This window comes from [Mycobacterium] manitobense (genome assembly GCF_025821665.1).
In the GTDB taxonomy this organism is placed as follows: Bacteria; Actinomycetota; Actinomycetes; order Mycobacteriales; family Mycobacteriaceae; genus Mycobacterium; species Mycobacterium arseniciresistens.
The window spans coordinates 1-487 of record NZ_JACKSJ010000263.1 but is presented as its reverse complement, the minus strand read 5'-3'; the positions used below and the strand labels follow the sequence as shown (position 1 = coordinate 487).

Genomic DNA, 487 nt, shown 5'->3' with positions numbered 1-487 from the left:
GTCGGTGCCGGCGACGCAATGGTCGCGGGGCTGACCGTCGGGCTGGTGCGAGGCTGGGGACTGACCCGCTGCGTCCAACTCGGAATAGCCGCTGCGACAGCAAAGCTGCAAACACCGGGAACGTCGGCATACGAGAGTGCGGAGGTGCAGCGCTATTTCGCGGCGTTGTCCGCGGAGCGGGAATTCTCGATCCGTAATTTACGCTGACGCTGCACTCAGCGGCCGATCCGGTGCCACCATGGGTGGTGTGGTTGGGGGTGGCCGAGACGCCGAAATGGGCATGCGTCCGTTGCGGGAAACGCTGTCTCAGTTGCGGCTGCGCGAGCTCTTGGGCGAGGTGCAGGATCGGGTGGAGCGGATCGCTGAAACGCGTGACCGGCTCGACGGGTTGCTCGAGTCGATGTTGGCCGTGACATCCGGCCTGGAGCTCGACGAGACCCTGCGCACCATCGTCAGAACCGCGATCGACCTGGTAGACGCCCGCTAC

1 protein-coding gene and 1 pseudogene are annotated in these 487 nt (G+C 65.5%); both read left to right on the top strand.

Features of this window, described 5'->3' with window-relative positions:
* Positions 1–207, top strand: a 207-nt coding sequence (locus H7I41_RS29195) for a PfkB family carbohydrate kinase (protein ID WP_264016148.1), incomplete at its 5' end; no start/stop codon positions are given.
* A 31-nt stretch (positions 208–238) separates the two neighbouring features.
* Positions 239–487: pseudogene (locus tag H7I41_RS29190) on the top strand (histidine kinase); the annotation flags it as partial.